The organism is Nostoc sp. C057, from assembly GCF_013393925.1.
Lineage (GTDB): Bacteria > Cyanobacteriota > Cyanobacteriia > Cyanobacteriales > Nostocaceae > Nostoc > Nostoc muscorum_A.
This window is the reverse complement of sequence record NZ_CP040281.1, coordinates 1,323,687-1,346,491: the sequence shown is the minus strand read 5'-3', so window position 1 is coordinate 1,346,491 and position 22,805 is coordinate 1,323,687. Positions and strand designations below refer to the sequence as shown.

Sequence of the window (22,805 nt, the reverse complement as noted above, 5' to 3'; positions counted from 1 at the left end):
GCTTGGAAAAATATTTCCCCACATGATTTAATAACATTAAGGAATTTACAACTCAATGTAATCCTATTCTCAATAGACCTTCCAATAGTTTCTGTAAGTTAATCATTTGTAACTAGGTAGCAGTTTTAAATAATGGAAAATACATTAATTGATAAAACCTTTCGTGATAGCGATGGCAAAATTGTTTTAGTTCAGATGCCAAACCTACCACTGATTGTTTGGATAGTAACCAGTTTACTCGCTCTAATTTTTACAAGTGGTAAAATCAATACAGTTTTAGACGTACTAGCAAATGGCTCTTTATTTACTTGGGCGTGGCTAGAATTATTTCAAGGCGTTAATTATTTCCGTAGAGCGTTAGGTCTTGCTGTATTAATTGGGATTATTGCATTAAAAATTCAGTATTCATAACGGACTCAGCAATTTAAGATTTAGGACTTACGCAAAAATTGCCAAAAAGCTGAATTTCTCGCAGAGAAGAGAATAATTTGTAGAGTGTGCGTAAGTCCTAATCATTAAGCAGAATTATGGTTATTTAGTACGCTATCTCAGCTAAACTGTAACTTTTCCAAACATACAATAAAGCCGACGCTGGAAGAACCATAAAAAAACTAGCCAGTTGGGAATCCCTAAAACTCATGGACAAATCAACTCTATCGGGTATCTTTACAAAATTGTCGAAATGGTGAACGCATTCTAAAGGTTTATCTAGAATGACAATTGCTCGAAATTGTTGCAATTATATTTAAAAGCCAGATTTTCCCCTCGAAAACCAATCTGCAACTGCTTAGGGCTACTCTTTTTCCACGTAACATAGTTTATACAATTCTACTTATCAACATATTGACGCAGCTATAATCCCAGGTTTTGCAACTTGGCACTGTAGCTGCGTCGATATTTTATGTCAATCGACAATTAAACTTAACTAGAAAATGTAACCGTATTGTAACGGCGGCTTTAGTTGACGTTGCAATACTTTACATCTAGAATGGAATCGGCAAAATCAGATAAGTATTTATTCTTATTTATCCTGATAATTTGAAATTCGATAAGTATATATTCTTATCTATGCCAAAAATTTAATATTCTATAGTTAAAGAATATTTACAAAAGTATAGATTCCTTAATATAATCAAATCAAAAGCAAGAAGCCAAATTGATTGTCAGAAGTGATGAATGCTATTGAATTTCCCTGGCTAACAGCCATAATCCTCTTACCCTTGGTGGCTGCCTTAGCCATCCCCCTGATCCCAGACAAAGAAGGTAGAACTGTGCGGTGGTATGGTTTGGGAGTTGCGATCGCTGACTTTGCACTGATGATTTATGCCTTTTGGTATAAGTACGACTTTCAGAGTTCAAGACTCCAATTTGTAGAAAACTATCCTTGGATACCACAGTTAGGTTTGCATTGGGCTGTGGGGGTTGATGGTTTATCGATGCCCTTACTGCTTCTGACAGGCTTAATAAATACCCTCGCAATATTCGCGGCTTGGAAAGTTACCATCAAGCCGCGATTATTTTATGGTTTGATGCTAGCGATGTACAGCGCCCAGCTTGGCGTATTTGTCGCCCAAGATTTGTTGCTGTTCTTCCTAATGTGGGAAATCGAGTTAGTGCCGGTTTACCTGCTGATTTCCATTTGGGGAGGACAAAACCGTCGTTATGCCGCAACCAAATTTATTCTTTACACCGCCGCCGCATCAATATTTATCTTGATTGCCGGTTTTGCAATGGCATTCTCTGGAGATACCGTCACCTTCGATATGGCGACTCTGGGAATGAAAGAATACCCCAAAACCTTGGAATTGTTGGTTTATGCAGGTTTCTTAATTGCCTTCGGTGTAAAATTACCGATTTTCCCTTTACACACTTGGCTACCTGATGCCCACGGTGAAGCATCAGCACCCGGTTCGATGATTTTGGCTGGTGTGTTGTTAAAAATGGGTGGTTATGCCCTTATCCGCTTCAATGTGGAAATGTTGCCCAATGCCCATGTGACTTTTGCCCCAGTGCTGGCAATTTTGGGTGTGGTTAACATTGTCTACGGTGCTTGCTGTGCTTTTGCTCAAACCAATCTCAAACGCCGCTTGGCTTACTCTTCAATTGCCCACATGGGATTTGTGCTGATTGGGATTGCCTCCTACACAGAACTGGGTATCAGTGGTGCAGTATTACAGATGGTTTCCCACGGCTTGATTGCTGCTAGCTTGTTCTTCCTGTCTGGCGTAACTTACGATCGCACCCACACCTTGATGATGGATAAAATGGGTGGTATGGCCAAGGTAATGCCCAAAACCTTCGCTCTGTTTACCATTGGTTCAATGGCTTCTCTCGCCTTACCCGGAATGAGTGGTTTTGTGGGTGAGTTGATGGTATTTCTCGGTATCGCCACCAGTGATGTTTACAGTTCTAGCTTCAAAGTTGTAGTCGTGCTGCTGTCAGCCGTTGGCGTGATTTTGACACCAATTTATTTACTATCGATGTTGCGTCAAGTGTTCTACGGTGAGCAAAATGAAGAGTTGCACCTCGATGCTGTAATATCTGATGTCAAACCCCGCGAAATATTTATTACCGCTTGTTTGTTGCTGCCAATCATCGGTATCGGGTTTTATCCCAAATTGGCAACGCAGACTTATGATGTGAAGGCAGTAGAATTGGCCGCCCATGCTCGTGAAGTTCTACCAGTCGTTGCTCATCAGCAACCATCAAATCTGTACTCGCGGATTTTCTCTGCGCCAACATTGGCTAATTCTCAAGTTGAAAGTTCGATTAACATTTCTGAGTAAATTAACTTCCCATTAAGGGATCTGCAAGTAAATTCTAAATTATTAGGGCAATAAAGGGGTGGTTACATAACCACCCCTAAAATTTTGCCAAGATATATCTTAAAGATAGGTGAAGCCCCAAAATATGAATTATGACCATTAACTTACCTATAGCCACAGAAATTATACCAATGGTCTTGCAATTGCAACCTGCGATCGCACTAACCGAAGATCAGTTTTATGAGTTTTGTCAGCTAAACCACAACTTTCGCATCGAACGCAATGCTGCTGGAGAATTAGTGATTATGCCCCCTACTGGTTCCGAAACTGATGAACGCAACTTTGACGTTATTGTTCAGTTGGGTATTTGGGTAAAGCAAGATGGTACAGGTGTAGGGTTTGGTTCTAGTGGTGGATTTACTTTGCCTAATGGTGCAGTGCGATCACCTGATGCAGCTTGGATAAAACGCGATCGCTGGGAAGCCATACCACCAGAACTGCGAAAAAAGTTTGCACCGATTTGTCCTGAGTTTGTGATTGAGTTGCGTTCAGAGAGCGATCGCTTGCAAATTTTGCAAGATAAGATGCAAGAGTATATTGATAATGGCACACAACTTGGTTGGTTAATTGATAGAAAACAACGCCAAGTTTTTATTTATCGTCGTAATACTGCGGTTGAGGTATTAGATAACCCTAAAACCCTTGATGGTGAACCATTGCTACCTGGGTTTGTTTTGGATTTAAGTCAGGTTTGGTAGGGAGTAAGCTAGTTTTATAGTACCGAAATCAAAATTCTAGGAATCTATGGCGGCGAAAGACATATTCCATGATGCAGTAAAACGCGCTTTGGAGAAAGAGGGCTGGCTCATCACTAATGACCCGCTTTTCCTGCGTTTTGGTGGTTTGGATATGTACATCGACCTCGGTGCAGAGAAAGTTTTAGGAGCTGAACGAAATCAAGAAAAAATTGCGGTTGAAGTTAAAAGCTTTGTTGCTCCATCTACTACAACTGAATTTAGTACTGCTTTAGGACAGTATCTTAAATATAAATTAGCACTTGAAGAAGAACAACCTGAGAGACTTCTATATTTAGCAGTTCCCTTAGACACCTATCGTTCTTTTTTTACCTTAGAACTGCCAGGCTTATTAATCCAACGTTACCAAGTTCGGCTGATTGTTTTCGATCCAGAAGAGGAGGCGATCGTAAAATGGCAAAAGTAGAACAGTATCGTCAACTTATTCAAGAACTGTTGCTAGCTTACAGCGAAATCAAAGCCAGCAACGAAGAAGTCGAAGCAGAGGTTATTTTTGATCGAGAACGCGATCGCTACCAAGTTGTTCATGCGGGTTGGTCAAATAAGCGCCGTGTATATGGCTGTGTTTTGCATTTAGATATTAAAAACGAAAAAATTTGGATTCAACACGATGGTACAGAAGGAGGTATCGCCAATGAACTTATTAATCGAGGTGTACCCAAAAAAGACATCGTTTTGGCTTTTCATTCCCCCTTTAAACGACAATTTACCGAGTTCGCTGTTGGTTAAGATGGCTAAAGGCTGAAAAGAACCCAATCACTCAGATAAATCGCGGTGCGTAGGCATAGCCCGTCGTAGACATCGCCTTCATTTTGACCAAAAGCCACGGTTATGCTACCAATTACACTTGCCTCGGCTTGAACAATAGTGCAGTTCGGTCAGCACCAAGACTTATTCAGCTTACGAAGTGAAAACATGAACCTCCAATGTAACAAAGCTCTTCAATATAGCCACGATTGTGTATAAAGAAATCTCTTAAGCTTATTAATCCTACTTCATCTGTTATGGGTAATAAACTTATAGTGTCATCTTCTTCTAGCTCAAGACGTTTAATAACAGGCTGAGTGTTTTGCTCTATAGTTATTTCAAATAGGGAGTACTCTATGCCATGTTTGTGCATCATCTGAAGTTCATATAATTCTTTTTCTTTAAAGTAAAGTTTTTGCTTATAAAAAAGATCCAAAGGATTATCTTTATTAAAAATTGAATCTGCGTTAGGAAAAGTATGTCCATCCCATTCAAGAGAACCCACCAGAATAATTGTTTTGTTTGGTTTTCCTGGAATTTGAGCCACTATTTCAAGAGTTGGCAAGTAAGAAACACCTCTACAGAAATAGTTATATAGGCTAAATAATATATCAGAGCCATAATAAATTCTAAAATTTACGGTAGCTTCTTTGCTTACAGATTCTACTTTTTTAAAAAACCAGTCAGACCCAATTTGCCATAAATCATTCCCATATAAAAAATGCTTTAATCCTTCAGAAGTTGCTTTCCATGAAGGTTGAATTTTAGGTGTGGTAACTGATGTATAAATAACAGAATTGCCACCTTAAAAACTGATAATCTCTTTGATAATTTCCTCATCATTTATTAATAAATTTTTAAATAATTGATTACCTGGATAAATTTTATTAATATGCCACCCATTAGACATCATACCTTGAAGTTTTTCAGATGTACCTACTTCCATAGTGTCTATTAAACCTATTAGCCTATTAGTAATTTCAGACAAAGCTTCTTCTTCAAATAAAGGTTTAATATGTATATCTTCATCTTCATTATCAAACTCATAACTATCATCATCAAGCATATTCAGATTTTTTTTAATCCTCTCTTTTTCTGAAACTTTAAATATATCAAGAACTAAGTATATAGCAAAAGGATATATTACATTTTCAGAATCACCCTCGTAATTTATGATCAAAACGTAATAATTTGTTATTTCTAGCTCTCTTAAAATATCTTCTAGCTTTTCTATTGCTATCTCTCTATTCTCAATGATTTCATACAAGAAAATATTGTGTCTTGGAAAGATAAATTTTTCTTCCCCCTCTGGAGCCAACTGTACAGATTTTTTACCTATAGGTATCCCTTCTTCATTAACTATGAGTTGATAGCCATCTATTTGATAATCAACAACCCTTGAAAATTCCGAAAATGGCACAAGTAATTCATGCCAATCAGTAGAAAGTAGAATACATCTACACTTGTGAGTAGCCAGACCATAATTCGTTTTAAATAAAGCCATGTATTTTTGAAGTTCATGTAGAGCCTGCCTAGCAGTTTTGTCATTTTTTTTAATTTCAATAATGACAAAAAATCCAAATTTATCTTTTGCCAAAATGTCTATACGACCACCAGCACCAAGACTATTTTCAAGGCTAAACTCCTTCTTAATAAATTTCAAATTAGGTTCTACAATATCTAAATTCTGTGTTAAAAAGTCTCGAATATCTGCTTCATTTATCATAATTATCTACCCTACATTTTGTGATTACCAAAAAAATCGGGACTGAGAAATAAATCTCAGTCCCGATAAAAAAGCGGGCTAACCGCTATTTATATGGTTAACCCGTGCAGCTTTGGGAACGCGCAGAGAAATTGTTATTGCAATACCAACTTCACATTGGCGTTTTGCAGACCGCGCTGTTTTACTTCAGCCAAAGTTTTGTTAACGGCATACTTTTGGTTGATTGAGTTGATCAACTCGGTTTGGTTGTGCTTCTTAGCAACGCCCCACAGGTCAGCGATTAGGTCAAAAGAACCATCGCTGTTGCGAGACCAGCCGAGGTCATATTCGCCATCTAACATAGCAACGATGTCAGAACGGACGCGCTGACCGTTATAACCACGGACATCAGCTTCAGTCTTTACGCTGATACCGAGGTCGCGCAAAGAAGCTTTGAGGATTTCGGCATCGGTGATCTTGGTACGCAGGGTGCTAAAGTGAGACATTTGGGTTTCCTCCAATGAGAAGATTGAGAAAAACGACAACGGTTTGTTTCGGGCGAAGCCGCTCTTAGCAGGATGCGGCTTTTTCTTATAACTGCTAGCATTCAGAGCTAGCCTTTCCCCCTGGGATGGCAGAGGAAAGCTTTTAAAACTCCATTCGCTGATATTCAGCTACGGAGGATGCTGCGGGGCGTGCGCGCTGTCTGGCCCAATCTCTCAGAGCCGTTACTTGTTCTTGCATCGTTCGAGACAGCGGCAATGTTGCCTTCAGTGCAGCAATAATATCTAATTGGGTGAACTCCCGATCTTGGGCAAAAGCTTCATACATTGCCGCAACGATCGCTTGCTCAACTTCTGCCCCAGAAAAGCCATCAGACATCTTAGCTAGTTGCTCAAGATCGAATCTAGAGATGTCTTCACGGCGCTTGGTCAGATGAATATTAAAAATGTGTTGCCGTTCTTCCGGTGTTGGCAGATCGACAAAGAAAATTTCATCAAAGCGTCCTTTCCTCAGAAACTCTCCAGGTAAGCGTTCTACTCTGTTGGCAGTTGCCATGACAAACACTGGTGACTTCTTATCTTGCATCCATGTGAGGAAAGAGCCGAAGATTCTGCTTGATGTTCCCCCATCGGAATCAGAAGAACCTCCACTACCAGCAAAGGATTTATCCAATTCGTCGATAAATAAAATCGCTGGGGAAATAGATTCTGCTGTTTTCAGGGCGTTCCGCAGATTTGCTTCACTTCGTCCCACCATTGAGCCGTCGTAGACTCGGCCCATATCTAACCGCAACAGTGGTAAGCCCCACAGTCGGGAAGTAGTTTTGGCAATCAATGACTTACCGCAACCGGGAACACCGAGAATTAACATCCCCTTTGGTTGAGGCAAACCATACTCTCTTGCTCTTTCTGTAAAAGCATTAGAGCGTTGCTTGAGCCATCTTTTTAACTCTTCTAAGCCACCTACTGCATCAATGGTTTCGTCTTCTTCAATGTATTCTAAGATTCCATTGCGCCGAATTAGTTGCTTTTTCTCAGATAAAACGATATCTACTTCATCTTCCGTCAAACGCCCTGTAGTTACCTGCGCCTTTCGGTAGACTTTCTCAGCTTCATCTTTAGTTAGACCTAAAGCTGCTCTGAGAAGCTTTTCTCTAGCCTCTGTTGTCAATCGCCGACCACGATTTTGGTCTACGTGCTGAGTCAGTACTTTATTTAACTCTGCCATATCTGGCAGTGTAAAATCGATAACAACAACTTCTTTTTCTAACTCTATAGGTACTTGTTGCATTGGAGACATCAAAATGATGTTCTTTTGCGTACCTTTAAAGCTAGCGATCGCATCACGTAACGATCTGTTTGTTGCAGGCGCATCAATAAAGGGGTGTAAATCTTTAAGAATAAATATACTCGGTTCTTTCTGCCGGATTATCCACTCAATCGCCGCCTCTGGAGACACGGTATTATGTTGGGTGACATTCCGGGGTTGACCATACTCCACAATCCCATGTGTCACTGTCCAAACAAATACTCGGCGCTGGGGCTTTAACAACTGGGCGATTGTGGAAACTGCTTGCTCGGCCCGCTCTTCCTCGGAGGTCACAAGGTAGATTAAAGGGTATTGAGCTTGAATTAGGATATTGAGCTCTTCTTTCATACTTCGACCTACTTGAGACCTTATAGAGACAGTAGAGACATTGCTTCTGGTAAAGACAACCGAATCATGAATAAATAATCCATAATTCCTATCTATCTAGCAAGGAACTAACTCTTCCTCACCCTTGGGGTTGGTTTCATCTCCATCCATCTCATCAATGGAAAGATGTTCTTGACCGACTACTCCTGGTTGATTGCCCAAAGTAACCAGTTCCCCATCACGTAAGACTAGTGAGCTATCACAAGTTGGGCATGAATAAACTCTATGAGTCCGCCCAAAAGAAGAATCTTCTAATTCGTCAACCAATTCTTGATTAGATAGGTAAAAACCAAGGGCGCGTTCGGCAAGTTCTGACATTGGTTCGGAATCGACTGCTGAACGAATCTTCAGTTTTCTGTGCAACTCTGGCGATAAATACAAAGTGACCTTTTGCTTAGTTTGCGTTTGCATATAACTCTTTAACGGTCTTACCCGGGTATGTATATCAACTTATCGGTTCTTCTATTGGTTGTCAAGACAGCAAAACGTTTTGACGCTACTTTTGTTACATTTGTTTACACGAGAAGCTGAAATGCTGTTTATTGAGTGATAAATCCCTCACGACAAACCTCTTCGAAGTTAATCAGGGCTTAGGATTCAAATCCTGAAACCTCAATGGCAATTAGCGATCGCTAATTAATGATTCCCTAACTTGGCTTACTTTTTAACTATTTGGAGTGTAAGCGGATTAAAGTTGAACACCTTTCCGGTTGTAAACAACTGATATCCACAGGAGATGCCAGCGAATGACACTAGCAGAGAAAAAAGAGACACAGAGCCGATTACAACACCACTGGCGATGAATAGAGCAATTCCGATCCCAATCAAAACCCATCCTAGCTTCCGATTATCGCGCCCACCCAAATTTAGAGCTACTACACCTCCCATACACAGCAAAATTCCAGGTGTGCTGCGTAAGTAGACGCTCACATAAATACTTGTACTTAAAAATATAATGCCTGCGAGGATTAGCCCTAAGCCAATAAGCTTACTAGCAAAGATTACTTGTTCCTCTTCTTTACTTGTGGTAGGCGCTGTAATTTTCGTTGGCGCGGAATTTGGTGTAGGATTTTTCGCGGTAGATGCAGAGTGTTGCTGCACCCTAAACATAAAAGTTATTTTCCCTGCCCAAGGGAAACTCTGTCTCCTGGATGCAGTGGACAAAAAACTTGAGGTTGAAGTTTCGCACCGTTAATGTATGTACCATTAGAACTGCCCAAATCGGTAATATGGTATTCGTCCCCATTCACCCAAATTTGTGCGTGGATGCGAGATGACACATCCGAATCTGGTAAGCCAGAGATATCAATATCTGGAGGTTTTTGGTCGTTTGGCTTACCAATGGAAATTACAGAAAGATTTGGTGGAAATTGCAAAGATGTGTTGGTTTGGAAGTGAAAAAGCTCCAAAGTTAGCTCGGCTGTCTGAGATGCGCTGTACATAAAATGTGTGATAAAGCACTCTTTATAAGCTTCTCTACTGAGGAGCCAAAAGAGAATGGTAAATATCCTGAAAGAATATTTAATTTTTAATGAGCGCTCTTTTAGTGCAAGGTATTGATCTTAGTTTCTGGTATTTCTATAAAATCAGTGACTTTGGCAAAATGTGTAATGTAAATGGCTACTGCTAATAAGACCTGTAGTTTGGGGCGAAGAATTTATAGGTTTACCGCCAGCGTTAGCGTGATTATTGCTCTGTTAGTAATTCTTTGGGGTTGTACTGCAAATGATTTTAACGCTGGAGCGATCGCATGGAAAACTTATAGCAACTCTCGTTATGGCTTTGAATTTCCATATCCGAGTAACTGGACTTCTTCAGCAGGCCCAGCAAATGGTGATGGAATTGCCTTTATTTCGCCCCAAAACAAAACGGTGGAAATTCGAGGGTGGGCAAGTCAGCAGTTACTGAATTCGATTGTTACAGAGCAAGAGTCAGTGAAAAAGATCAAACCCAACTTTCAAACCGCCCAAGGAGTATCTGGGGTACTAGTTGTAGAAGTTGATCAAGGAGTAGGTTCTATGACACTGACACTAACTCAGGATCAAGTGAAATACTGTTGGCAGGGACGAAGCAAAAGCCAAGAATTTCAAGATTACTATCGTTTGTTTTATTACATTGCCCAGCAGTATCGAATTTCAAAGTCTTGAGTTAGGACTGGAGTTTCTTTAGCGATGCCAAACTTAAAACCTTTAAATTGATGATATTTATCCACCTCTGACTTTTTCTTGCGATAATTCCCAAGGGGGACGCGCTCTCCACTGGTTAGTCAAAGGGGGATAGATGACACTCAAGCGGTTGGTTTTAATTTTTGTGCTAACGCCGATAGCAGTTCTGTTGGCAGTTTCGGCTTTATTCGGTAGTTGGCAAGAACCCCAGTTCCAAAGTCGCCTGGAACTGTACCAAACCAATATTGCTTTGCAGGCCCAAGCTTGGCAATCAGAAGATAGCGGTGATGACAATCTTCAAGGGATTCGGGAAGCGATACTTGGTGAGCAACCTCTAGAAAGCGCCACAAAGCAATATCAGGAGGCACGTCAGTCAGTTCAAGCGAATTTGGACAAAGTTAACAATAAGCTTGCACAATTACGCTCTCAATCTGAAATTACTCCCATACCTCCTAAACCTCTACCTGAAGTTCCTCCGACTACTAAAACCTCTAAACAAGGAAAGCAACAGTTACAGCAATCGCTAAAGCAATTACAAAAATTAGTGGCTGAATTAGACTTGCGCCTGGGAATTTTACAAGCACAGCAAGGACAGACGGATACAGCCCTGAAAACTTGGAGCGAATTACAACAACGCTCAGATGTCAATCCAGAGTTTGGAGAAACCGCAGCTGTATTGAGTGGACTGTGGAGCAATCCTCCCCGTCTGCTCCAAAATGCTCAAGAACGGATTCAAAAGAATTTAGAAGGTTGGTTTCGCTCTACTGCTTTGGTTCAGCTATACCAACTCCAACAACGACAAGACGCTTTATTAGCAGTAAAAGCTGCACAAAAAGAAACTGCTGCTCAAGCGGTGTTGAAATTAGCGGTTATCGGTACTATTCCTACCTTGGCGGCTTTAATTGGTCTAATATTGCTGATTTTATTATTTGCTCAACGCTTGTTGAAAGGAAAAGCCTCGTTACTAGCTCAAAATGCTGATATTCCTTGGTCAACGCCTTGGGATGGTGAAACGGTTTTGCAGGTTTTTATTGTAGGCTTTTTCTTTATGGGGCAAATTTTTGTGCCCTTGGTGATATCGGTGCTACCCATCCCGCGCCCTATTGTTGATGTACGACTTCAGGCATTTTCTGTTTTGGTTAGTTACCTATTGGTAGCATTCGGTGCGCTGTTGGTGCTGTATTTCTCTCTCAAGCCGTTTTTTCCGTTACCGGAATTTTGGTTCCGCTTCCGTTTTCAAGATAACTGGTTTCTGTGGGGACTGGGGGGCTATTGTACGGCTTTACCTATAGTTGTGATGGTATCTTTAATCAATCAACAGCTATGGCAAGGACAGGGTGGTAGTAACCCCCTGCTGCAACTAGCGCTGGAAAGCCAAGATGGGGTAGCACTTAGTATATTTTTCTTTACAGCAGCGATCGCTGCTCCATTCTTTGAAGAAATTCTGTTTCGCGGCTTTTTGTTACCTTCTCTAACGCGTTACTTACCCGTGTGGGGATCGATTATAATCAGTAGTTTGTTGTTTGCGATCGCTCACCTCAGCTTGTCGGAAATTCTGCCCCTCACTGCATTGGGGATCGTTTTAGGGGTAGTTTACACGCGATCGCGCAACCTCCTTGCTCCTATGCTCCTACACAGCCTTTGGAATAGTGGTACATTATTAAGCCTGTTTATTTTAGGTAGTAATTAATACTTAAATTGCACTGTTGCTAAAAATGTAAATATCTGATTTTATCTGCTTATGTAAGAACAATTTACTGGTTATAATTGGTTACAAGCATAAATACTAGCTGAAAAGCCAATTCAAATAATGCTGTTAACATAGACAACAAAATATCTAGTTAAGCATTTATTCTTATCCGGGTGATTTTAGCCAATAACTGAATCTTGTCATTGGTGCAATGGCGTTTCACTACCAGTGGAAGCGCTCATAAAAAAACCCGGAAATAATACTGATGTACTTGTAAAAAGTGGTATAGCAGTTTTTGATGATTATTGAGATTTATTTTTCTCAAGACCAAATGTCTGACTTGAAAATGTGCAAAACTTCTGCAACAGAGTTTGCAGTCATCCAATCCACCAAAATTTATTAAGGAGCGCCAGATTTTCAAGCTATGCCGCAAGACATTTTAGCGTCTCCTCTAGAACAGAAGCACGCTGATTTTAGTCATTTTGGAGCCTACTTGTACTGAAAAAATTAAAAATCTATTTATTAAGCAAGTAAATCTATTTGCTTTGATTACAATAAAGACTTTATTTTTATATCTCACTTACTTATCAAGGAGCAGCATTTAATATGTCAAATCTCAACCCCAGTCACCCTACCAAACAACTTCTAGCTGGTTACTGTGGCATTATCCTTGGAGGATTTGGGGTTCATAAATTTATTCTAGGATACGCTCCAGAAGGCTTTATCATGTTGGTAGTTTCTGTAGTAGCGGGTTCTTTCACCTACGGTATTGCCTTGTTAATTATGCAACTCGTAGGTTTAATAGAAGGCATGATCTATTTGAATAAGTCCCCTGAAGAATTTGTAAATACCTACTTTGTGAATAAGCAGGGCTGGTTCTAAAAACTTAGATTTCCCATTTGGGTTGCTCTGTAAAGTTATATATCTTGAGTGTATCTTTAGAATAAGTTAGTGCTGACGCAAAACTACAACTTTTAGGGGCAATACCCTGTGGGAAAAGTTTTGCATCTACATGAAAACAAGGGTTTCGGCTAGTGTTTGCGTAAGTTCTATAAGTTTGTTAATACTGGATTTCCGAATTTGTTTCCAGTAACACTTAGTGCTTATTTGTCTCCTGAACTAGATTAAATCTGACAATTTATTACTAATGAGAGATATGTAGATGCTAAGTAAGAATAATTACATTAACATTGGGGATGTCATTTATAGCTGAGGAGTATTCTCATAGTGTCTAATGTCAACCCCAGTGATGCTAGCAGCAAAAAAATTGCTGCTGGTATTTGCGCTATCTTGTTAGGAGCTTTAGGTATTCACAAGTTTATTCTTGGTTACACTACTCAAGGTCTAATCATGCTGCTCGTTACCATACTCACATTTGGTTTGGGTGGAGCAGTGATGGGGATTGTCGGTTTGGTTGAAGGTATCATTTACTTAACCAAGACTGATGAAGAATTCCTCAATACTTACATTGTCGAAAAGAAAGGCTGGTTTTAACTCCCTCCATCTAAAATTGTTTTTGCCGTTTGAATTATCTCCTTATCCTTTGTCATACGAAGGGAAATTAGTTCGGTGGGGTTTACTAGGATTCTCCTGTACACCCCTACTTGCTACTTATTTTTATCACCAAGGTTATAGAGTAGGATTCTTAGTTTGTCCTATCCAGCATTTAACTGGAATTCCATGTCCCACTTGTGGGATGACTCGCTCCTTTATGGCTATTTCCCAAGGCAATTTGGTTGCAGCACTGGCAGAAAATTTATCAACTCTCCCTTGGGTAAACTTCTTTCTTGAGTAACTATTCATGAAAGCTATTGTGTATTCTGTGCAGATTTCTAGGTATAACTAGAGCTTTTTGTTAAAAAATTATGAATCCTACTGCTATGCTAACCATCAAACGTAAACAGCTGATCTGGATACTCTTCTTGTTGTTGGGCTTTGGCTATTTCAGCGCCATGTCTAATTTGGAAATTCACAATTTTTGGAAAAGCCTGATTGTCCTGATGCCAATGCAGGTTACAGCTATCATTTATGTGACTTATCTACGCTGGAGTCGTCAGTGACCCTTAGCGAAGTACGATAAATTAAGAAATTTAATAGGGTTGACATACAGTCGTAGTTCCATATTTAGCCTACGCTCAAATTAGAGACGCTTTTAGTCAGGCGTTGAATTTCTGTAGCGAATCTAAACACTTGCCATGCAACTTGTCCCAAAAACTAAGCTAGCCCCAGAACTTGACCCAATCTTAGAGAAAATTATTCTCGATGTTGGAGGTATGAAGTGTGCTGGGTGTGTGAACGCGGTAGAACGACAGCTAACCCAACATCCAGGAGTCAAGAGTGCCTGTGTGAACCTGGCCACAGAGGTAGCAGTTGTAGAGTCAGAAACTGGTGCGGTAGATGCAGATGCACTAGCAGAGAGATTAACAGCCGTTGGATTTCCAACTCAACCCCGAAAAGCTAGGGGCACAGTAGCAGGCGAAATATCTACCTTACCAGACCCAGCAGAACGACAACGCCGAGAAATGCGGTCTTCTGTGAGGCAGTTGGCGATCGCTGCAATGTTGCTGTTATTGTCGGGAAGTGGACATTTTGGTAATCTTGGTAGCTCAGTGCTGCCACTGTTAAATAACATCTGGTTTCACTGTGGATTGGCTACAGTGGCGCTATTAATTCCCGGTCGCCCGATTTTAGTAGATGGGTGGCTAGGCTGGCGGCGAAATGCGCCTAACATGAATACCCTGATCGGATTGGGAACGCTGACAGCCTACATTGCTAGTTTAGTAGCACTGCTCTTTCCCCAAATGGGTTGGGAGTGCTTCTTTGACGAACCAGTAATGATGCTGGGCTTTATTTTGTTAGGAAGAACGTTAGAGCAACAAGCTAGAGGTCGTGCTGCTGCTGCATTTAGGAAATTGTTAGCACTCCAGCCACAAGTAGCGCGATTGATTGCCAACCCAGAAAAAGGAGGAGTGGGATCTTCTAGTGTAGAGATTCCTGCCGAACAGGTGCGGGTTGGTGAATGGTTACAGGTGCTGCCAGGCGATAAAATTCCTGTCGATGGTGAAGTGGTGCTTGGTCAAACAACAGTCGATGAATCCATGTTGACTGGGGAAGCCGTGCCAGTAATTAAGCAACCGGGAGATTCGGTGACAGGGGGTACACTAAACCAGTCAGGAGCGATCGCTATTCAGACAACCCGGATTGGAAGTGATACAACTCTAGCTCAAATTGTTGCTTTAGTAGAAGCTGCCCAAACTCGGAAAGCCCCAGTACAAAAATTAGCCGATACAGTAGCTGGTTACTTTACCTACGGGGTGTTAACAGCATCTTTATTAACATTTGTCTTTTGGTACTTTTTCGGTACTCATCTTTGGACTGATATCACCATGTCTGGTGAGATGGAGATGATGAGCCACGCTACACATCAAGCTCCCCACTCCCCTTTATTAATTAGTTTAAAACTAGCGATCGCTGTTATGGTAGTCGCCTGTCCCTGTGCTTTAGGGCTTGCTACCCCAACAGCTATTCTTGTTGGGACTGCTATGGGCGCAGAACGAGGTTTGTTAATCAAAGGCGGCGATGTTTTAGAAAAAGTACACCAGTTAGACACCGTAGTATTTGATAAAACTGGCACTCTGACCACAGGTCATCCTATCGTTACAGATTGTCTGTTAATCGAGCAATTGGGAACTGGGGAAGAGGCAGAGAATAACAGCCCAATTCTCAATGCCCAATCCTTAATCCAACTAGCAACAGCCGTAGAAAGCGGTACTCACCACCCTCTAGCAAAAGCGATTCAGCAAGAAGCACTGCGGCAACAGTTATCTATTCCAGAAGCTGTGGACTTTCACACGGAACCAGGATTAGGAGTGTCTGCTGTGGTGGAGGAAACAGTTGTACTTTTGGGTAACTGGGACTGGTTAAGCTGGCATGGTATTGCCATTAGTGAAACTGCACAACAGGTAGCACAGGATTTGGCAACAGATGGTAAAACAGTCGTTTGCGTAGCCGTTGGGGGAACTCTAGCCGGACTAATTGCTGTTTCTGATACCCTCAGACCAGATGCCCAATCCACTGTAGACAAGTTGCGTCAGATGGGATTACGGGTAATGTTGCTCAGTGGCGATCGCCCAGAAGCAGCTAGTGCCATAGCCAAACAATTAGGATTAGATAGTGCTGATGTCATAGCAGGTGTTCCCCCAGCGAAAAAAGCAGATGCAATCAAGTCTTTACAACAAGCAGGGACGACAAAAGGAACTCCTAACTCTTCACTCCTCACTCAGCACTCAGTAGTGGCAATGGTCGGAGATGGAATCAATGATGCTCCAGCTTTATCCCAAGCAGATGTAGGAATTGCTTTACACTCCGGGACAGATGTGGCGATGGAAACGGCTGAAATTGTCCTAATGCGCGATCGCTTAAACGATGTAGTCGAATCTATTCAGCTTAGTCGCGCCACCTTCAACAAAATCCGCCAAAATTTATTCTGGGCTTTTGCATATAATACAGTTGGTATTCCTTTAGCAGCAGGTGTTTTGTTCCCTAGTCTGGGTTTTGTCCTTAACCCATCTGGTGCTGCTGCATTAATGGCTTTTAGCTCTGTTAGCGTCGTCACAAACTCAATATTATTAAGGCGATTAGCTCGTCACTCGTAGAATACTTTGTTGAACCTAAAATTTCCCATCTCAACTTAACAATTTTTAATTCGTAATTACTAATGACGTTCTCTACGAGACGCTGTGCGTAGCTTGCTTCTTGTAGAGAACGTCATTACGAATTCGTAATTATTTGTTACACTGAGTCGATGTTCAGGTTTTACGCAGATCACAAAGCCTGTTCAGACACCTACAAAAGCTATCATAGCTACTGGAGTAGAACGACCAAGTTCTACTCTTTCAAGGTATTATGCAATTTTAAAGCTTATTTAGATTAGCACCACAGACTGACGGTGCCCGAAAATGGCAAAATACGATACGAAACAAATCTTGTTAAATCACATTTCCACCGATTTGTCAATGGCAGCAGAAACTAATGAAAACCATCTACTGATTATTGAAGACGATCAAGGTCGCAAAGAATTTTCTCTGGAGCAACCCGTCTACTCTATCGGTAGAGACCGCGAGTGTAATATCCGTTTGATGTCTCAGTTTGTCTCCCGCCGCCATGCCACATTAGTCAGATTGCCACGAGAACATAATAGTCATAGCTACTATTACCGGATTGTAGATGGCGATGCCAAAGGTAAGGCTAGTTCCAACGGTTTGATGATTAATGGACGTAAAATACCAAACCACGATCTCAGAAATGAAGACGAGATCGTTTTTGGCCCTCAGGTTCGTGCCATTTATTACCTTTTAAAAAACACTCAGCGTTTGGGACAAACGGATTCAAGCGAGTATGACATTACACTAATAAACCCCGGTATGGCCGAGGATTTAGAGGATCTGGGAGATTGAATTATAACTACCAACCACAATTTGACACTCTCACGGCTTAAAGCCGTGGGATTGTCAATTTAATTACCAAAGCTATCCTGCAATACTTTCAATCAAATGCCAATGACGGCTACTTTCTATAGCCTGCTTGATGAATTCAAACATTTGTCGGCAGTAATTATCTAGTTGGAGAGGTAGTTCTTCATTTTTAATCACAATACTCATCCGGGTTTCTGTTTCAGTAGATTTTGATTTATCAACCAGTACTTCTACTGTGATCAATTTAGGAAAAGGAACATTACCAGGAGTCTGACGAGCGATAATGTAATCGCCCGTGTGGTATTGAATATCCAACTGACAGTCCTGTAGAAGTTCTACAAGTAACGGCAACAGATGGTCACTAGCAACAGAAACAATAAACGAACAGGTATAGCGAGCCATAATAGCCCCACGCCTTGCAACACTCCGTCCATCCTATAATACTGAAGCATCTAAACGGAAAGTCATTCAAAAAGCAAAGTTTTTGAGTTTTGAGATTAGGCATCACCAGATATACATCTGACTTACGCAAAACTACGCGCTGTACGGGCAATTAATGAATAGCCGCTACTTTAGAATCAGGGTTTTAGCTATTATTTGCGTCTGATACAGTTGCATCTGTTCTATCCACAAAGAAAGTGCTGTAGGCTGAAAGTCTGATCAAAAACTTTACAATAAGAGTTTGGCTGAGGTAGAAAATGAATGAAAGTAGCAATTACTGGAGCAACAGGATTTGTCGGTAGTCTTTTGGTACAACGACTCCACGGAAAAGGTCATAAAATAGTAGTATTAACTCGGAACACCGCCTTTGCTCAAAAGGTTTTTCCATCTGAGGCTTTCCCCAATGTAGAAATTGTTGCCTATACACCAAATACATCTGGTTCTTGGCAAAGTGTCATAGCTAGTTGTGATGGTGTAGTTAATCTGGCAGGAGAACCTATTGGTGAAGGGCGCTGGACACCAGAACGCAAACAAGAAATCCTCAATAGCCGAAAGTTGGGCACACAAAAAATAGTTGAAGCAATAGTCAATGCTAACCCCAAGCCAACTGTGTTAATTAATGCTTCGGCTATTGGCTACTACGGCACCAGTGAAACGGCAAACTTTGATGAAACAAGCCAATCTGGTAACGATTTTCTCGCCCAGGTCTGCCAAGCCTGGGAAGCAGAGGCGACAAAGGTCAAAGATGCTGGTGTACGACTGGTAATTCTGCGTTTTGGGATTGTTCTAGGCAATGGTGGGGCTTTAGGTAAAATGATTCCGCCTTTCAAACTTTTTGCTGGTGGTCCCATTGGCAGTGGTCAGCAGTGGTTTTCATGGATTCACATAGACGATTTAGTTAACTTGATTATGCAAGCTTTAACTAAACCGGAAATAGAAGGCATATATAATGCTACTACCCCTAACCCAGTCCGAATGGCAGATTTAAGCCAAACTTTGGGACAAGTGATGAATCGCCCTTCTTGGTTGCCCGTTCCGGCTTTTGCGATCGAAGCTCTTTTAGGAGACGGGGCTATAGTAGTTTTAGAAGGTCAGCAAGTCCTTCCTAAGCGCACCATGGAAACAGGATTTGAGTACAAATATCCTAATTTAGAGTCAGCACTAAGACAAATTCTTGCGTAGGTCAAGGGGAATGGGGAAGAGGCAAGGGAGTAGGGAGCAAGGGATAATAGTTTTCCCCTCAGCAAGAGCAGCACCCTGCCCCTCTGCCTCTTTTCAATCCCCAATCACTTTATTCTTGACTAGAGAGAAATTTTTTGGAAACCCAACTGATAATACCACTGAGAATTGCACCGCCCATGAGGATGCCGATCGCTGGGTTAAATACGGGTTGCCAAAGTTGATGCCACAAATCTAAACCCAAATTTACTCCCACAGAATCACCGATCGCTGCGATCGCTAACCAAACAAAGCCAAACAAAACTAAAAAAACATCTGCGACTAAAATTGTGTTTAGCCAATTTAACAATTTATCTTTCATCTACCCTGTTGTCTAATTGCCCAAAATTTTATGACTGCTAACTCAGTTACGGATAAGTTAGAAGTTAGAGTTCTCGACTTGAATTTAACTCCTCACTCCTGTAGAGACGCGATTAATCGCATCTCTACTCTTAACTTCTCACTCCTCCAACAGCCAATTTTTGACTTTTGTTAAACTTTGCCAATCTGGTTTTCTAGTTAAACCGTCTTCGATACTGCTTTTTATTTCATCGCGCCATTCTTCATTGACAAAAATTAGCTGCTGTGCAATGTCAATATGTTCTCGTAAACCTTTTTGACCTGTTTCCAGCATTGCTAAGGCGAGATTGACCCTAGCCTGTGGGTCTTGTGGATTTAACTTGACAGCCTTCTGTGCAGCTTTGTAAGCCAAGTTGGGCTTGTTATCGAGTAGATACAACCACGCCAAACAGATCCAAGCAGCACTCGTTTTAGGAGCGCGATCGCACACTTCTTTAAATACAGGGATTAAAGAATCTACTGCCTCTCCTGCTTTATAGCGTTCTAAACCTGTATCAAACAGGGATTCAACTGTTTGAGTCATAGTAAGTTTGTCAATAATCATTAGTTAATAGTCATTAGCCATGATTCAATAGTCATAGGCCAATAGTCAAGAGTTAGAAAACCTTGACTCTTGACTATTGAGGGCGAGTTCAATCAATTTTGGAAAACCTCGCACGCGATCGGCTCCTCTTGGCTAAACCCCAAATGACTTGCCACAACCGCAAGTTTGGTTGGCATTAGGGTTAGTAAATTGAAAGCCACCGCCAATCATGGCATCGCTGTAATCGAGCATTAAACCGTAGAGATATAAGAGACTCTTGCGATCGCTGACAATTTTGAAGCCATCATAGTCAAAAACTTCATCCTGCGGGGTGATCTTGCTAGTGTCTTCAAAGTCCATCATGTAAGACATCCCAGAACAGCCACCCTGACGGACTCCTACCCGTAAGCAGAAGTCTGTGCCTTGCTTGTCCCGGAGGGATTTTACCTGGTGCAATGCCGCTTCGCTCAACAGAATTCCGCGTTGTTGAGACTGAATTGCTTGTGTCATCTGCTTTTTTCACTCCTTAATTAGTCTAAGCTTTACCCGATATCGGCTTGTTAATGCCTCTGGGTTTCCTTGGTGTTTTTGTATTCATTCTAGCGGCTCAGATGTCGTTAGATGCCAAATTGTAAACACTCCGTTAAAAGCAGCCAAAGGTTTTTATTCTAGAATTGAGAGACTCAGTGTGTTTAGAGATTCGGTATTTTTGGAGTTCAAGCATGGCTTGTCTGAGAAGCAACTATCTTTCAGGTGCAGCCATTAAAACTTAATCCGAGGCTAGCTATCCCCCAAAGTTTACTTCCAAATTGCTTCTTTTGATTAACTTACTCTATGACAAGTTTTAATCGCTCTACCAGTCGTCGCTTGAAGAAATTAACTCAAATTCCTTCTGTATGGGAGGGCGATCGCCGTCCGTTGTCATCACCAAACCAGCACTCAGACTCTGAGGAAAAGGGAGAATGCATTCTTTGGGTAGATTACTCCCAAGGTGTTGTCCGAGGAATGGACGTGGTAGCTTCAGATGTTGGACCAGAAGCAATCGTTCGTACCTTAATGCGAGCAATGGAGCATCCCCACAGTCCGGCAAGACCTGCTAGGCCCCAAAGAATTGTAGTCAAAGACCGTGAGATCCAATTTTACCTGCGGGGAGTGCTGCAAGATTTGGATATTGCCATTGACTACGCACCAGAACTGCCTTTAATTGACGAACTATTTCGCGGATTCGCTGACATCCTCGATAGTCAAACTCCTGACTTACCCCCACAGTATGCACAAATCTTGCGAGAGAAAGCATTTGCAATTTGGCAAGCAGCACCTTGGGAATTTTTGGAAGAACAGCAAATTTTGTCAATCGAGATTAATAAGTGGGATGTCGGCACACTCTACGCCTCAGTCATGGGAATGCTGGGAATGGAGTATGGGATTTTGTTTTATCGCTCAGAAGAGTCTTTAAAACAGTTTCGCACCGCAGTTTTACAAGATGAAGACTCAACAGAGCATCTAGAAGAAGCGTTTCTCAAGCAAGATTGCCTGTTTCTTACCTTTGAGAGTGCTGATGAAGACGAAGATGAAGACGATGACGAAGAAAGTGATTTGGCGGATCTGCCATTATCAGAAATTGACCCCACTTTCGGTAATATCCACCCCTTAGAAGGACTGCGGTCTGTTTTGTATGATGAAGAAGCGCTGGTAATCTTCGTTGCGATCGAAAGTCTGATCCGCTTTATTCGCGATCACCGCCGCCATTTGCATGAGGATATCTTCCCTACCCTCAGCCGTCGCTATCGCATCTCTCTGCCGCAGTCGGAAGAATCAACTAAATCTGTGGCTGTGACAGTCTCTACCATGCCACAGTTAGCAGCAGAATTAGAGGAAATGGCAGGTTTTGGTGACGATGATGAGGAAATTGATAACCTTAACTCCTCAAATTTCCAATCATTGCAAGATGACTTGATACCAGAAGACTCCTTTCTCAGCTTAGGCGTAGTGTCCTGGGAAATGTTGGATCACCTCCGTAAGGGGGTAACTTACCATAAGGCTGGTGAAATTAAACAAGTGGGTGACGGTTTGCCGGTGATTTTAATTCAAACTTCCCGCCCCAAGGCTAAAACTGTAATTGAAAGAATTGAAGCAGCAGGCGGGCTGAGAGCAATTTGCTTTAATCCAGGTGCCGATCCTTTCGATGGCGATCGCTACGATCTGGGTTTATTGCAAACTCAAAATGGTGAATTGTTCCTATTTGGTGAATTTTTAGATGAAGATCCTATTCATGTAGAAGCTCGAAAAAAATGGAATCAGAGGTGTAAAAATACTAAGGGCTACTGTGGCTTAATCATTGCTAAAGGATTAACAGGAGCTTCCCGTGGCAATCCTCAGTTACGAGACATGATGGCTTTGTTTGAAACGCGATCGGTTTCACCGAAAGATTTAGGTATTGGCACTCTCCAACTCATGCCCCAATTCAAATTGGAATAGTTGCATTCATAGCTGTAATCTGACATTCAGGATTACGGCTATAAGAAATTAAGTTGAGATATATTTGATTCGCGTATTAACCAGATTCAGCGCTGAGAAGTTAGGGGCATTACTGACTACTAAGTAAACTACAGAATACTTAGGTTTGATGCACCTGTTACGGCAAGGCGGAAATTTATCTAACTTTGAAAAGAGGATTAATTTTTCTCCAAGTCTTGTTAATTG

Annotated in this window: 26 protein-coding genes; 15 read left to right on the top strand and 11 right to left on the bottom strand. The window is 41.5% G+C overall.

Annotated features, from left to right (window positions below):
• The first annotated feature begins 132 nt into the window (after positions 1–132).
• The 5 genes from FD724_RS05795 (at position 133) to FD724_RS05775 (ending at position 4,309) form a co-directional block, all read left to right on the top strand.
• On the top strand, positions 133–411 hold the full coding sequence (locus tag FD724_RS05795) for a hypothetical protein (protein ID WP_179071899.1): 279 nt from the start codon (positions 133–135) through the stop codon (positions 409–411).
• A gap of 761 nt (positions 412–1,172) precedes the next feature.
• Positions 1,173–2,786, top strand: a complete 1,614-nt coding sequence (locus FD724_RS05790; protein ID WP_179071898.1) for an NAD(P)H-quinone oxidoreductase subunit 4 — start codon at positions 1,173–1,175, stop codon at positions 2,784–2,786.
• Between the two features lie 131 nt (positions 2,787–2,917).
• Positions 2,918–3,523 (top strand): Uma2 family endonuclease, encoded by a 606-nt coding sequence (locus tag FD724_RS05785; RefSeq protein WP_179071897.1) that lies wholly within the window; start codon positions 2,918–2,920, stop codon positions 3,521–3,523.
• Between the two features lie 46 nt (positions 3,524–3,569).
• Positions 3,570–3,986 carry a XisH family protein gene (locus FD724_RS05780; protein WP_179071896.1) on the top strand — a complete coding sequence of 139 codons (417 nt, stop codon included), beginning with the start codon at positions 3,570–3,572 and terminating at the stop codon, positions 3,984–3,986.
• Entirely contained in the window at positions 3,974–4,309 is a 336-nt protein-coding gene (locus FD724_RS05775) for a XisI protein (RefSeq protein ID WP_179071895.1), read from the top strand. The genes FD724_RS05780 and FD724_RS05775 overlap by 13 nt, the downstream gene beginning before the upstream one ends.
• Before the next feature lie 166 nt (positions 4,310–4,475).
• Here FD724_RS05775 and FD724_RS05770 read toward each other — a convergent pair whose 3' ends face one another.
• The 7 genes from FD724_RS05770 to FD724_RS40615 form a co-directional block, all read right to left on the bottom strand.
• Complete coding sequence (locus FD724_RS05770) at positions 4,476–4,892, bottom strand: hypothetical protein (protein ID WP_179071894.1); 417 nt, start codon at positions 4,890–4,892, stop codon at positions 4,476–4,478.
• Positions 4,893–5,132: 240 nt separating this feature from the next.
• Positions 5,133–6,053, bottom strand: a complete 921-nt coding sequence (locus tag FD724_RS05765) for an endonuclease NucS domain-containing protein (protein ID WP_179071893.1) — start codon at positions 6,051–6,053, stop codon at positions 5,133–5,135.
• A gap of 134 nt (positions 6,054–6,187) precedes the next feature.
• Positions 6,188–6,538, bottom strand: coding sequence for a DUF1257 domain-containing protein (locus FD724_RS05760; RefSeq protein ID WP_012407317.1), 351 nt, complete (start codon positions 6,536–6,538; stop codon positions 6,188–6,190).
• 142 nt (positions 6,539–6,680) lie between these two features.
• Complete coding sequence (locus FD724_RS05755; protein ID WP_012407316.1) at positions 6,681–8,192, bottom strand: AAA family ATPase; 1,512 nt, start codon at positions 8,190–8,192, stop codon at positions 6,681–6,683.
• A gap of 96 nt (positions 8,193–8,288) precedes the next feature.
• Complete coding sequence (locus FD724_RS05750) at positions 8,289–8,642, bottom strand: hypothetical protein (RefSeq protein ID WP_114084759.1); 354 nt, start codon at positions 8,640–8,642, stop codon at positions 8,289–8,291.
• 246 nt (positions 8,643–8,888) lie between these two features.
• Positions 8,889–9,341, bottom strand: coding sequence for a hypothetical protein (locus FD724_RS40620; RefSeq protein WP_256874458.1), 453 nt, complete (start codon positions 9,339–9,341; stop codon positions 8,889–8,891).
• Between the two features lie 5 nt (positions 9,342–9,346).
• Positions 9,347–9,673 carry an FHA domain-containing protein gene (locus FD724_RS40615; RefSeq protein WP_256874457.1) on the bottom strand — a complete coding sequence of 109 codons (327 nt, stop codon included), beginning with the start codon at positions 9,671–9,673 and terminating at the stop codon, positions 9,347–9,349.
• A 174-nt stretch (positions 9,674–9,847) separates the two neighbouring features.
• Between FD724_RS40615 and FD724_RS05740 the strand changes: the two genes are divergently transcribed.
• The 8 genes from FD724_RS05740 (at position 9,848) to FD724_RS05705 (ending at position 17,542) form a co-directional block, all read left to right on the top strand.
• Entirely contained in the window at positions 9,848–10,378 is a 531-nt protein-coding gene (locus tag FD724_RS05740; RefSeq protein WP_179071892.1) for a hypothetical protein, read from the top strand.
• 133 nt (positions 10,379–10,511) lie between these two features.
• The gene (locus FD724_RS05735) at positions 10,512–12,086 is read left to right on the top strand and encodes a CPBP family intramembrane glutamic endopeptidase (protein WP_179071891.1); all 1,575 of its coding nucleotides are present in this window, start codon (positions 10,512–10,514) and stop codon (positions 12,084–12,086) included.
• 606 nt (positions 12,087–12,692) lie between these two features.
• Entirely contained in the window at positions 12,693–12,968 is a 276-nt protein-coding gene (locus tag FD724_RS05730; protein ID WP_114084755.1) for a TM2 domain-containing protein, read from the top strand.
• A 345-nt stretch (positions 12,969–13,313) separates the two neighbouring features.
• The gene (locus FD724_RS05725) at positions 13,314–13,580 is read left to right on the top strand and encodes a TM2 domain-containing protein (RefSeq protein WP_114084754.1); all 267 of its coding nucleotides are present in this window, start codon (positions 13,314–13,316) and stop codon (positions 13,578–13,580) included.
• A 22-nt stretch (positions 13,581–13,602) separates the two neighbouring features.
• Positions 13,603–13,881, top strand: a complete 279-nt coding sequence (locus tag FD724_RS05720) for a DUF2752 domain-containing protein (RefSeq protein WP_242060604.1) — start codon at positions 13,603–13,605, stop codon at positions 13,879–13,881.
• A gap of 70 nt (positions 13,882–13,951) precedes the next feature.
• A complete protein-coding gene (locus FD724_RS05715) occupies positions 13,952–14,146 on the top strand; it encodes a hypothetical protein (protein WP_242060603.1) in 195 nt (64 codons plus the stop codon).
• 135 nt (positions 14,147–14,281) lie between these two features.
• A complete protein-coding gene (locus FD724_RS05710) occupies positions 14,282–16,741 on the top strand; it encodes a cation-translocating P-type ATPase (RefSeq protein WP_179071890.1) in 2,460 nt (819 codons plus the stop codon).
• Positions 16,742–17,044: 303 nt separating this feature from the next.
• Entirely contained in the window at positions 17,045–17,542 is a 498-nt protein-coding gene (locus tag FD724_RS05705) for an FHA domain-containing protein (RefSeq protein ID WP_114084752.1), read from the top strand.
• A gap of 72 nt (positions 17,543–17,614) precedes the next feature.
• Here FD724_RS05705 and FD724_RS05700 read toward each other — a convergent pair whose 3' ends face one another.
• Positions 17,615–17,962, bottom strand: a complete 348-nt coding sequence (locus FD724_RS05700) for a hypothetical protein (protein ID WP_012407307.1) — start codon at positions 17,960–17,962, stop codon at positions 17,615–17,617.
• 300 nt (positions 17,963–18,262) lie between these two features.
• Here FD724_RS05700 and FD724_RS05695 point away from each other — a divergent pair, with 300 nt between their 5' ends.
• Positions 18,263–19,183: a TIGR01777 family oxidoreductase gene (locus FD724_RS05695; protein WP_179071889.1), complete on the top strand. Its 921-nt coding sequence runs from the start codon at positions 18,263–18,265 to the stop codon at positions 19,181–19,183.
• Positions 19,184–19,292: 109 nt separating this feature from the next.
• Here the strand turns inward: FD724_RS05695 and FD724_RS05690 are convergent, their stop codons facing one another.
• The 3 genes from FD724_RS05690 to FD724_RS05680 all read right to left on the bottom strand — a co-directional run bounded on the left by FD724_RS05690 (position 19,293) and on the right by FD724_RS05680 (position 20,612).
• Positions 19,293–19,541 (bottom strand): hypothetical protein, encoded by a 249-nt coding sequence (locus FD724_RS05690; protein ID WP_179071888.1) that lies wholly within the window; start codon positions 19,539–19,541, stop codon positions 19,293–19,295.
• Between the two features lie 138 nt (positions 19,542–19,679).
• A complete protein-coding gene (locus FD724_RS05685) occupies positions 19,680–20,102 on the bottom strand; it encodes a M48 family metallopeptidase (RefSeq protein ID WP_114084750.1) in 423 nt (140 codons plus the stop codon).
• A 153-nt stretch (positions 20,103–20,255) separates the two neighbouring features.
• Positions 20,256–20,612, bottom strand: a complete 357-nt coding sequence (locus tag FD724_RS05680; protein ID WP_012407303.1) for an iron-sulfur cluster assembly accessory protein — start codon at positions 20,610–20,612, stop codon at positions 20,256–20,258.
• A gap of 324 nt (positions 20,613–20,936) precedes the next feature.
• Here FD724_RS05680 and FD724_RS05675 point away from each other — a divergent pair, with 324 nt between their 5' ends.
• The gene (locus FD724_RS05675) at positions 20,937–22,580 is read left to right on the top strand and encodes a hypothetical protein (protein WP_179071887.1); all 1,644 of its coding nucleotides are present in this window, start codon (positions 20,937–20,939) and stop codon (positions 22,578–22,580) included.
• Positions 22,581–22,805 lie beyond the last annotated feature (225 nt).

Bases quoted from the DNA above. Each gene is read 5' to 3' on its own strand.
- FD724_RS05690 (WP_179071888.1), bottom strand. From the start codon at position 19,541: ATGAAAGATAAATTGTTAAATTGGCTAAACACAATTTTAGTCGCAGAT.
- FD724_RS05700 (WP_012407307.1), bottom strand. From the start codon at position 17,962: ATGGCTCGCTATACCTGTTCGTTTATTGTTTCTGTTGCTAGTGACCAT.
- FD724_RS05715 (WP_242060603.1), top strand. From the start codon at position 13,952: ATGAATCCTACTGCTATGCTAACCATCAAACGTAAACAGCTGATCTGG.
- FD724_RS05695 (WP_179071889.1), top strand. From the start codon at position 18,263: ATGAAAGTAGCAATTACTGGAGCAACAGGATTTGTCGGTAGTCTTTTG.
- FD724_RS05780 (WP_179071896.1), top strand. From the start codon at position 3,570: ATGGCGGCGAAAGACATATTCCATGATGCAGTAAAACGCGCTTTGGAG.
- FD724_RS05675 (WP_179071887.1), top strand. From the start codon at position 20,937: ATGACAAGTTTTAATCGCTCTACCAGTCGTCGCTTGAAGAAATTAACT.
- FD724_RS40620 (WP_256874458.1), bottom strand. From the start codon at position 9,341: ATGTTTAGGGTGCAGCAACACTCTGCATCTACCGCGAAAAATCCTACA.
- FD724_RS05755 (WP_012407316.1), bottom strand. From the start codon at position 8,192: ATGAAAGAAGAGCTCAATATCCTAATTCAAGCTCAATACCCTTTAATC.
- FD724_RS05795 (WP_179071899.1), top strand. From the start codon at position 133: ATGGAAAATACATTAATTGATAAAACCTTTCGTGATAGCGATGGCAAA.
- FD724_RS05740 (WP_179071892.1), top strand. From the start codon at position 9,848: ATGGCTACTGCTAATAAGACCTGTAGTTTGGGGCGAAGAATTTATAGG.
- FD724_RS05685 (WP_114084750.1), bottom strand. From the start codon at position 20,102: ATGACTCAAACAGTTGAATCCCTGTTTGATACAGGTTTAGAACGCTAT.
- FD724_RS05710 (WP_179071890.1), top strand. From the start codon at position 14,282: ATGCAACTTGTCCCAAAAACTAAGCTAGCCCCAGAACTTGACCCAATC.
- FD724_RS05785 (WP_179071897.1), top strand. From the start codon at position 2,918: ATGACCATTAACTTACCTATAGCCACAGAAATTATACCAATGGTCTTG.
- FD724_RS05775 (WP_179071895.1), top strand. From the start codon at position 3,974: ATGGCAAAAGTAGAACAGTATCGTCAACTTATTCAAGAACTGTTGCTA.
- FD724_RS05765 (WP_179071893.1), bottom strand. From the start codon at position 6,053: ATGATAAATGAAGCAGATATTCGAGACTTTTTAACACAGAATTTAGAT.
- FD724_RS05790 (WP_179071898.1), top strand. From the start codon at position 1,173: ATGAATGCTATTGAATTTCCCTGGCTAACAGCCATAATCCTCTTACCC.
- FD724_RS05705 (WP_114084752.1), top strand. From the start codon at position 17,045: ATGGCAAAATACGATACGAAACAAATCTTGTTAAATCACATTTCCACC.
- FD724_RS40615 (WP_256874457.1), bottom strand. From the start codon at position 9,673: ATGTACAGCGCATCTCAGACAGCCGAGCTAACTTTGGAGCTTTTTCAC.
- FD724_RS05760 (WP_012407317.1), bottom strand. From the start codon at position 6,538: ATGTCTCACTTTAGCACCCTGCGTACCAAGATCACCGATGCCGAAATC.
- FD724_RS05750 (WP_114084759.1), bottom strand. From the start codon at position 8,642: ATGCAAACGCAAACTAAGCAAAAGGTCACTTTGTATTTATCGCCAGAG.
- FD724_RS05735 (WP_179071891.1), top strand. From the start codon at position 10,512: ATGACACTCAAGCGGTTGGTTTTAATTTTTGTGCTAACGCCGATAGCA.
- FD724_RS05680 (WP_012407303.1), bottom strand. From the start codon at position 20,612: ATGACACAAGCAATTCAGTCTCAACAACGCGGAATTCTGTTGAGCGAA.
- FD724_RS05730 (WP_114084755.1), top strand. From the start codon at position 12,693: ATGTCAAATCTCAACCCCAGTCACCCTACCAAACAACTTCTAGCTGGT.